An 8,876-nucleotide genomic window follows, 5' to 3' on the forward strand; every position below is an offset into this window, starting at 1 on the left:
GGCCATCGAACAGGATCCGGGTGGAGCTGAGGGGAATCGAACCCCTGACCCCTGCCTTACAAAGGTCCGAACCTATACACCGCTTGACCTGCACATACTCAACACGCCCGCGACCAGCTGTCCCCGCCCGGTCGGTGTGTCGGCGGGCACTCGCCCGGTGGGACGCTCGGCGATGATTTCCATGCTTCCGGGACCGTCGATCAGCAGGGCGCTGGGAACCAGGTCGCCGCTCGTATCGGGCGAGGTACGGACCCAGCCCTTGATCTCCTCGACCCAACCCGAACTCGCGCCCGCTACGTAGATATGGTCCGGGCTGATCAGGCCCACGATCAGCTTGTCCTCGCCGACCTTCTCGGCCGTCTTCTCGTGGAAGTCGCCCAGTACGATCGCGGACCCTGCGCACAGGTTGTTGTCGCGGCGCTCCAGAGTGAGTAGGAGTCCCTTCTCCTCGTCCGAATGTCCCGTGAAGGAGAGCCCGCGTTTGAGGTTGCCGAGTGCTTCGCCAGCAAACTCGAAGAACTCGGCCTCGCTCATCTCCTCGAACCTGTTTCGTAGGAGGTGGGACATGCCGATCCGACCGTTGGGCATGATCGTTGTCTTGGCGAACCCGACGTGCAGCCTGCCGTCCGCCAGCGGCAAGGAAGCGTAGATCTTCAACGGGCCGTCGTAGGTGTGGAGGATCGGCAACCATTCACCATCCTTTTCGGCCTTCAGGAACGTCTCCGTGCCACGTTCCAGCTCCATGAGCTCGCCGGCCCGTGCCATCACCTTGCCCGCGAATTCGAAGGCCTCACTCCAGTCATCGCCCTTGGGACGATCGAACTGATAGGTGTACTCGGCGCCGCGAAAAGTCCCGGCCAGGAAGACCCGATCCATCCGTGATGCCTGCCAGATGCTGTGCACCCGGGTTATCTCGGCTGCCTGGATCGGCCGCTCCTCCTGTACCTGGCGCCATGCCTGCCGGACAGCGTCCTCGGCCTTGGCGGGCGCCGCTCCCCGAAGCAGGTCGTCATCCCTACCGTTTACCTGGAAGAGGATGACGTTTGTGTCCACAGTCGTATCCACAGCACGGTGACTCTACGCAACCTCGCTGACATCCCCCAGGTACGTCGAATGGCGTAGGCGCCTTGTTCCGAACATCCGGTACGGAACGGCTACGGGTCCTGGCCTCCGAGATACTGATGATGGCTGTCCACGAGGTCGGCCAGGTGCTCGCCAAGCTGATGCGGGCCTACGGCCCGCTTGGAGACCTCGCCGCAATCCCGGGCGCGGCAGGGTTGCGGGCAGCGGCCAACAGTGCCGAACGCCTCGCCGCGGAGTCGGGGGATCGCGAGCGGAGCACAGGTCCTGGCCCACCTCGCGGCCGAGGCCGGGGCCACCATCCCCGACACCTACACCGTGGCGACCCCCTCCGGCGGCACCCACCTCTACTTCCGCCAACCCACAAACGCCCGGCTGGGCAATACCCACCACAGGGCGGGGTGGCTGATCGACACCCGCGGCGTCGGCTGGGCAAGTCCTCATCCCCGGATCGACCACCCCGGCCGGGGTCTATGAGCTAACCCGCGATGTCGAACCGGTCGAGTTGCCGGGGTGGTTTACACCGGCTACTTGCCGAACGGCCGTCTACGGCACTGACCGGCGAGTGTGAACGTCTCGCAAGGGCACCACAGGGGCAGCACAATGCCGCGCAGATGGCCGCCGGGCGCGCTATCGGGGAACTGGTCGGCGGCGGGCACCTCACCCACGCCGCCGCCCACGCCGCCCTTATGCAGCAAGCCCTTGCCTCCCATGTCACCGGCCGGTGCGGCTGCACCGAACGTGGCATCTCCGCCGTCCTGAACTCCGCCCTGACCTATGGCGCCCGCACACCCCGCCACATCAACCACGCCCGGAGGGATGCCGCCGGCGTGGTGTGGATACCCGTGCGGGTGCAGTACGCCACGGCCGGGCTCGCCGCGGGGTTGCGGTCACGCTGTGGATCGCGGCCAGCCATGCGCAACCCGCCTGGGCGTGCGCGCCCCGGCTGGTCATCCGGGCACCGGAGAAGCGGTGTGGGAAGTCGCGGTTGCTCGACGTGGTGGAGGCCACCTGCCATAACCCGCTGATCACCGTCAACGCCAGCCCCGCCGCGGTGTACCGGTCGATCACCGGTGACCCGCCGGCCCTGCTGGTCGACGAGGCCGACACGATCTTCGGGCCGAAAGCGGGCGACAGCAACGAAGAACTCCGGGGCCTGCTCAACGCCGGACACCAGCGGGGCCGCCCGGCCCTGCGCTACGACGCCGCCCTGTCCGCTGTGGTCACCATCCCGACCTTCGCCAGGAAGCGACGGTGCGGCGTTGGCGGAGCACTCTCTTGAAAAACGGAGTGGGCGCACCCACGGTCGCAAAGGCGTACCGGCTGCTCCGCGCCATTTTCACCACGGCGGTGGACGAGGACCACATAGTCAAGCGGAACCCAGGCCGGATCAAGGGCGCAGGAGACGACGAGTCGCCAGAACGGCCGTCGGCCAGATCAGGGGAAATACCCCTTGACCTGGCCCTCATCGGACTCAAAACTATGTGGAGCTGAGGGGAATCGAACCCCTGACCCCTGCCTTGCAAAAGCAGTGCTCTACCAATTGAGCTACAGCCCCGGACGCGGGCTGGCTGCCCGCGGGAGTTCAGTTGTTGTGGCCTGCGCCCGCGGCCTTGGCCGGCGCGCTGCCGTTGGACGAAACTGCCCCCAGCGGCTTCTCCGTCGGGGCGGTGGCTTCACGCCACAGGTCAGCTTCGGCCTTGGCGTCCTTGTTGCGCTTGATGACGAACAGCACACCACCCGCGATGACCGCGAGCGCCAACAGCTTCTTCACCTGAAGCCCCATTCTCGATGTTTCGGCTGACACACCGATGCTACTGCACCCCCGTCCGGGGTGAACGCGTAGTCCCACCACCGGCGGGTAGCGCCGAAATACCGGCAACAGAACGAGATCCGAAATGACCGACCGCGAAGACCGCCAGGAAGGCATCAAGGGCCGGGTCAAGGAGGCCATCGGCACGACCTTCGGCAACGACTCGGCCCAGCGTGAGGGCCGCACCCAGCAGGACTACGGGCGCGCGCCGAAGGGGCGCGTCAGCGTGCCGAGCAATAGTGGTTCGCACTCTCGAGGCCGGCTGGGGAAGGAACCCGGCCGGCCTCCTTGGTTCCACGTGGAACCAGCGTCTTCGCTGGTAGAGCCGTTTTCGTTGACCTTGCCCAAGGGGCAGGCCGCACAGTGTGCGGCATGAGGAAGGCAAGCGGGGAACTGCTGACGATCGGAGCCTTCGCCCGGGCCTCGGCCCTGTCCGCGAAGGCGTTGCGGCTCTACGACGAACTCGGCCTGCTCCGCCCGTGCACGGTGGACGAGGCCTCCGGTTACCGCTTCTATGCTCCGGAACAGCTCGCGCGGGCCCGTCTGGTGGCCTGGCTCCGGCGACTGGGGATGCCGCTGGCGCGGATCAAGGTCGTCTGCGAACTCGACGCCGAGGCCGCGGCGGAGGAGATCACCGCGTACTGGCGCCAGGTGGAGGCGGACCTCCGGGCCCGCCGCGAGCTGGCCACCTTCCTCATCGATCACCTCTCGAGGAAGGAAGAACCCATGACACCGCTCGCCATCCGCTATGCCGCCCTGTCCGACCGCGGCCTCGTCCGCGCCTCGAACCAGGACGCCGCCCATGCCGGAGCGCACCTGCTCGCCGTGGCCGACGGATTCGGCCCGGACCTGGCAGGGCAACGCGCCAGCGCGCTCGCGGTGGAAGCACTCAAACCCCTCGACCGGGCCGTACCGGCCGGCGAGCTGCTCAACGCGCTAGGCGCCGCCGTCCAGCGAGCCGGCCGGGCCGTGCGGGAGCTGTCCACGGGCGAGAGCGAGGCGGGGACGACGCTGACCGCGATCGTGTGGTCCGGATCGGAACTGGGGCTCGTCCACCTCGGGGATTCCCGCGTGTACCTCCTGCGGGAGGGCCGCCTGTTCCAGCTCACGCACGACCACACCCTCGTTCAGGCGATGATCGACGAGGGCCGCCTCACCGAGGCGGAAGCCGAATCCCACCCCCAGCGCACGCTGCTCGTCAAGGCGCTCCACGGCCGTGGCACCGCGGAACCGGACATCGAACTGCGCGAAACCCGGCCTGGTGACCGATACCTGCTCTGTTCCGATGGACTCCACCGCGCGGTGAGCACAGTCCACCTGATCGAGGTGATGCGCGAAGTGGCCGACCCTGGCGAAGCCGTGCGTCGGCTCGTCGACCTGGCCAATCGCCGCGGCGGTACGGACAACGTCTCCTGTGTCGTCGCGGACGTGTGCTGACCAGTCCCTTGCCACGAACGGGTTCTCCCCACGGGTACGGGACCTACGCCCCTTGCCCGACCTGAGCCGGAATGTGTTCCGTGGAGGCAAGGAACGTCGAAGGAGGTACCCATGGAAACCGGAATCCTGATCAGGTGGGGCATGCCGAGGCCGGGACGGGAAAAGGAGTCCCTGAGCTTGTTCGAGAAATCAGGCCAGTACTACCGCCGTCTCGTCACGGAAGGGAAACTGACCTTCTTCGAGCCCTTCATGCTCGCGAGCGGTGACTCCGAGGTCGAGGCCGGATTCTTCATCCTCAAGGGAGAAGTGACCCACATCTTCGAACTACTGGAGGATCAGGAGTTCCGCGATCTGCTGGCGCAGGGCAGCGTGCTCGCCGAGCACTACCGCTTCGACATGCTCGCCGTCGGCGACAGCATCCGGCGGTGGCTTGACGAGTACCAACGTGCTCTCACCACCGTGGGTACCTAACCCGGCACGGACACACGAAGGCCGGTTCGCGTACTCCGCGGGCCGGCCTTCGATCTTCCGAATTTCCGGACGACCGACCGCGTGCGATGTCACCAGCTCAAGGTGTGGCGGGCTACCGACAAGGCCATCAAACAAACTGAGCCCGTCTCCCCTGATCGGGAAACGGGCTCTGACTCGGGTGGGCCCAGGAGGACTTGAACCTGCGCTGAGTCACCTCCAGCGCTCAACGCGGGGAACGAGTACTACAGAGCCAAAGTGCACTCGAACCGCCCTTTTCCACTGCCGGGTCAGCGGCGCGGCGGCCGCACCGTCGCAGAGACGACCGCCGCGATCGCGGTGAGGAACGCGAAGATCGTGGCCAGCCCGATCGGAACCCCGTTGCTCTTGTGGAAACCGAGCACGAAGTCGAGGTGGGCGCCGAAACTCGTCCCCGGCGGCATCGGCACGACCACAACCGCCACCACGTACAGCAGGCACAGCCCAAACAGTGTCCACGCCGCCCAGACGCGCCGCGCGAGCAGGAAGGCGACCGGCACGACCAGGACGAACGCGGAGACCAGGCCGGCCACGACGTTCAGCCACACCATGCCCGACCACTCGTGGAACGGGCCGCCGATCAGCACGTTCGCGAGGACGAACCACACCAGCGCGATCGCCGTGCAGCCCGCGAGGGCGGCCGCGACCGCACCGGCCGGGAGGTTCGCCCGGCGCCGGACCGGCACGGGGATGGGCGGAGGGAAGCCCTGTGGCACTGACAAACGAGGCTCCTGAGGATCTTGGGTGGGTGCGAGCCTCTCATCTCCCGTCGCCGCGATTCACTCGGCTGGCCGGTTCCGGCCGCGCGGAATTCACGGCGGGCACGCACCGTCGCCGAGATCAGTGCACCTAGCCAGTGGAGAGCTAGGTGTGCGAGCACCGCATCACGGCGCTTCAGACGCTAGTCACCCAGAACCGACGAAGGCCGGTCGCGACATGCGCGGACCGGCCTCTGACCTCGGTGGGCCCAGGAGGACTTGAACCTCCGACCTCTTCGTTATCAGCGAAGCGCTCTAACCGCCTGAGCTATGGGCCCCGGGAACGACAGAAGACTACAGGATGTCCTCTACTCCCGTTCAGCCAGGGTCACTTCAAGGCCTCCGGCCAGGTCAGCGGACACGTTGTAGATGAACGCGCTGACCGTGGCCAGGGCCGAGAGCAGCACGATGTTGATCGCGCCGAGGATCGCGGCGATGCCGAACACGCGCCCGGCGCTGATCAACGGTTCCGCGGGCGCGTTGCCGGCGTCCCCGGAGACCAGCGACGAGTAGGTGCCGTTCAGCTTGTCCCACACGCCCATGCCGTCCAGCACGGTGTAGAGCACGCCGACCGCGACCAGCCAGACGAAGAACAACGCGACGCCGAGGACCAGGGACAGCTTCAGCACCGACCACGGGTCGACCCGCTTGACCTGCAGACTGGCGCGCCGAGGCCCCCGGCCGGGGCGGCGCAGGGCACTGGGTGTGGCGCGCTTGGTCCCGGTGCCGGCGACGCTCACTGGTTCCTGCCCCTTCAGCCCCGACGTTTCCTCGGACGGCCCGCCGGGGTTGCCGAACATCCCCTTGGCCGCGGTACCGGTCACCACCGGTCGCTCGGCACCGTCCGTATCCGAGTACAACACACTTTCCCCGGCCTGGCCGCCCGGAAGCCACTGCGTTGGCGCATCGGCGTTCGCGGTGGCTTCCTTGGCGGAATCGTCGGGGGTGTCCTTGCTCACCCGCTGCCACGGCGGCGTGGCCGGCTCACCGTTGGTCGTGGATGTTTCCGGAGTCTCGGGCGAAGTCACTCACTCAGTCCTTACCCGGCGCTGTCGGGCTGCTCGACCTGCGCACCGGTGTCGTCTCCTTCATTGTCGTCACCATTACCGACGTCCGAGGGCTCATCCGCGTTGCGCGCCACGGCGAGCAGCGTCGTGCCTTCGCCGAGGTTGATCAACCGGACGCCCTTCGTCTGCCGGCCCGCTTTGCGCACCTGCTCGGCGGCGGTCCGGATCACACCGCCGCTGGAGGTGATGGCGTAGAGCTCGTCGTCGGCTTCGACGACGAGCGCCCCCACCAGCCTGCCACGCTTGGTGTCGTGCTGGATGGTCAGCACGCCCTTCCCGCCGCGGCCCTGCACCGGGTAGTCCTCGATGGCCGTGCGCTTCGCGTACCCGCCATCGGTCGCGACCAGCAGGAACGTGTCGGGCTTGACGACGTTGAGTGCGAGCAGCTCGTCACCGTCGTTGAACCGCATGCCGAGCACCCCGGAGGCGGGCCTGCCCATCGGGCGAAGCGCCTCGTCGGTGGCGTGGAAGCGGATGGACTGTCCTTCGGCCGAAACGAGCAGGAGGTCTTCCTCGGGACCGGCCAGCACCGCGCCGACCAGTTCGTCGCCTTCGCGCAGGTTGATCGCGATGAGCCCGCCAGAGCGGTTCGAGTCGAACTCGCCGAGCTTGGTCTTCTTCACCAGCCCGCGCTGGGTGGCGAGCACGAGGTACGGTGCCGCCTCGTAGTCGCGGATCTGGATGACCTGCGCGATCGTTTCGTCCGGCTGGAACGCCAGCAGGTTGGCCACGTGCTGGCCCCGCGCGCTGCGGTTGGCTTCGGGCAGCTCGTAGGCCTTCGCGCGGTACACCCGGCCCTTGTTCGTGAAGAACAGGATCCAGTCGTGCGTGGAGCACACGAAGAAGTGCTGCACGATGTCGTCCTGCTTGAGCTGTGCGCCCTGGACGCCCTTGCCGCCCCGCTTCTGGGAGCGGTAGAGATCAGTCTTGGTGCGCTTGGCATAGCCGGTCCGCGTGATCGTGACGACCACGTCCTCGACGGCGATCAGGTCCTCGATCGAGACTTCGCCGTCGAACGGGATGATCTGGGTGCGCCGGTCGTCTCCGTACTTCTCGACGATCTCGGTCAGCTCGTCCTTGACGATCTGCCGCTGCCGCTCGGGCCGGTCCAGGATGTCCCGGAAATCGGCGATCTTCGCCTCGATCTCGGCCAGTTCGTCGATGATCTTCTGACGTTCCAGTGCGGCCAGCCGGCGCAGCTGCATGTCGAGGATCGCGGTCGCCTGGATCTCGTCGATCTCGAGCAGTTCGATCAGGCCGGTCCTGGCCTCGTCGACCGTCGGCGACCGGCGGATCAGCGCGATCACCTCGTCCAGCATGTCCAGCGCCTTGACCAGGCCGCGCAGGATGTGGGCCCGTTCCTCGGCCTTGCGCAGCCGGTACCGGGTGCGCCGGACGATGACCTCGATCTGGTGTTTGATGTAGTGCCGCACCACCTGGTCGAGCCGGAGCGTGCGCGGCACGCCGTCGACCAGGGCGAGCATGTTGACGCCGAAGTTGTACTGAAGCTGGGTGTGCTTGTAGAGGTTGTTCAGCACGACCTTCGCCACCGCGTCACGCTTCAGCGTGACCACGATGCGCATACCGCGGCGGCTGTTCGACTCGTCGGCGATGTCGGAGATCCCGGTGAGCTTGCCGTCGCGGACGAGGCTCGCGATGTTCTCCACCAGGTTGTCCGGGTTGACCTGGTACGGGAGTTCGGTGACGACCAGGGTGGTGCGGCCCCTGACGTCCTCCTCGACCTCGACCACCGCGCGCATCCGGATCGAGCCGCGGCCGGTGCGGTAGGCGTCCTGGATACCGGAGGTGCCGAGGATCAGGCCCTTGGTCGGAAAGTCCGGGCCCTTGACGCGCTGCAGCAGAGCCGCGAGAAGTTCGTCCTCACTCGCCTCCGGGTTGTCCAGCGCCCAGATCACGCCTTCCGAAACCTCGCGGAGGTTGTGCGGCGGGATGTTGGTCGCCATGCCGACCGCGATCCCCGAAGTGCCGTTGACCAGCAGGTTGGGAATGCGGGACGGCAGGACGTCCGGCTCCTGCGTGCGGCCGTCGTAGTTGTCCGAGAAATCGACGGTCTCCTCTTCGATCTCCCGCAGCATCTCCATGGCCAGCGGGTCCAGCCGCGATTCGGTGTACCGCATGGCGGCGGCCGGGTCGTTGCCGGGAGAACCGAAGTTGCCCTGACCGTCGATGAGCGGGTAGCGCATCGACCAGGGC

General features: G+C 67.1%; 10 protein-coding genes and 2 tRNA genes. 5 read left to right on the plus strand and 7 right to left on the minus strand.

Annotated features, from left to right (window positions below; genetic code table 11):
* Positions 1-72: 72 nt before the first annotated feature.
* Complete coding sequence (locus FNH05_RS04165) at positions 73-1,053, minus strand: hypothetical protein (RefSeq protein ID WP_144585927.1); 981 nt, start codon at positions 1,051-1,053, stop codon at positions 73-75.
* 243 nt (positions 1,054-1,296) lie between these two features.
* Here FNH05_RS04165 and FNH05_RS39980 point away from each other — a divergent pair, with 243 nt between their 5' ends.
* Together FNH05_RS39980 and FNH05_RS04175 are read left to right on the plus strand one after the other, a co-directional pair.
* A complete protein-coding gene (locus FNH05_RS39980) occupies positions 1,297-1,557 on the plus strand; it encodes a bifunctional DNA primase/polymerase (RefSeq protein WP_186382369.1) in 261 nt (86 codons plus the stop codon).
* Between the two features lie 358 nt (positions 1,558-1,915).
* Positions 1,916-2,362 carry a hypothetical protein gene (locus FNH05_RS04175; protein ID WP_246127518.1) on the plus strand — a complete coding sequence of 149 codons (447 nt, stop codon included), beginning with the start codon at positions 1,916-1,918 and terminating at the stop codon, positions 2,360-2,362.
* Positions 2,363-2,565: 203 nt separating this feature from the next.
* Here FNH05_RS04175 and FNH05_RS04185 read toward each other — a convergent pair.
* A tRNA-Ala gene (locus FNH05_RS04185) sits at positions 2,566-2,638 on the minus strand.
* Positions 2,639-2,665: 27 nt separating this feature from the next.
* Positions 2,666-2,854, minus strand: coding sequence for a DLW-39 family protein (locus FNH05_RS04190; RefSeq protein ID WP_144585929.1), 189 nt, complete (start codon positions 2,852-2,854; stop codon positions 2,666-2,668).
* Positions 2,855-2,978: 124 nt separating this feature from the next.
* Here FNH05_RS04190 and FNH05_RS39095 point away from each other — a divergent pair, with 124 nt between their 5' ends.
* From FNH05_RS39095 to FNH05_RS04205, 3 genes are all read left to right on the plus strand, one after another.
* On the plus strand, positions 2,979-3,269 hold the full coding sequence (locus FNH05_RS39095) for a CsbD family protein (RefSeq protein ID WP_246127519.1): 291 nt from the start codon (positions 2,979-2,981) through the stop codon (positions 3,267-3,269).
* Positions 3,266-4,330 (plus strand): MerR family transcriptional regulator, encoded by a 1,065-nt coding sequence (locus tag FNH05_RS04200; protein WP_144585930.1) that lies wholly within the window; start codon positions 3,266-3,268, stop codon positions 4,328-4,330. Before FNH05_RS39095 ends, FNH05_RS04200 begins: the two co-directional genes overlap by 4 nt.
* Positions 4,331-4,441: 111 nt before the next feature.
* On the plus strand, positions 4,442-4,801 hold the full coding sequence (locus tag FNH05_RS04205) for a hypothetical protein (RefSeq protein ID WP_144585931.1): 360 nt from the start codon (positions 4,442-4,444) through the stop codon (positions 4,799-4,801).
* A 287-nt stretch (positions 4,802-5,088) separates the two neighbouring features.
* Here the strand turns inward: FNH05_RS04205 and FNH05_RS04210 are convergent, their stop codons facing one another.
* From FNH05_RS04210 to gyrA, 4 genes are all read right to left on the minus strand, one after another.
* Complete coding sequence (locus tag FNH05_RS04210; RefSeq protein ID WP_144585932.1) at positions 5,089-5,559, minus strand: hypothetical protein; 471 nt, start codon at positions 5,557-5,559, stop codon at positions 5,089-5,091.
* Between the two features lie 240 nt (positions 5,560-5,799).
* Positions 5,800-5,873: transfer RNA gene (locus tag FNH05_RS04215), tRNA-Ile, on the minus strand.
* A gap of 30 nt (positions 5,874-5,903) precedes the next feature.
* The gene (locus FNH05_RS04220) at positions 5,904-6,623 is read right to left on the minus strand and encodes a DUF3566 domain-containing protein (protein ID WP_144585933.1); all 720 of its coding nucleotides are present in this window, start codon (positions 6,621-6,623) and stop codon (positions 5,904-5,906) included.
* 11 nt (positions 6,624-6,634) lie between these two features.
* On the minus strand, positions 6,635-8,876 hold a 2,242-nt coding region (gyrA, locus tag FNH05_RS04225), incomplete at its 5' end, for a DNA gyrase subunit A (RefSeq protein WP_144585934.1).

Origin of the sequence: Amycolatopsis rhizosphaerae (assembly GCF_007713715.1) — a bacterium.
In the GTDB taxonomy this organism is placed as follows: domain Bacteria; phylum Actinomycetota; class Actinomycetes; order Mycobacteriales; family Pseudonocardiaceae; genus Amycolatopsis_E; species Amycolatopsis_E rhizosphaerae.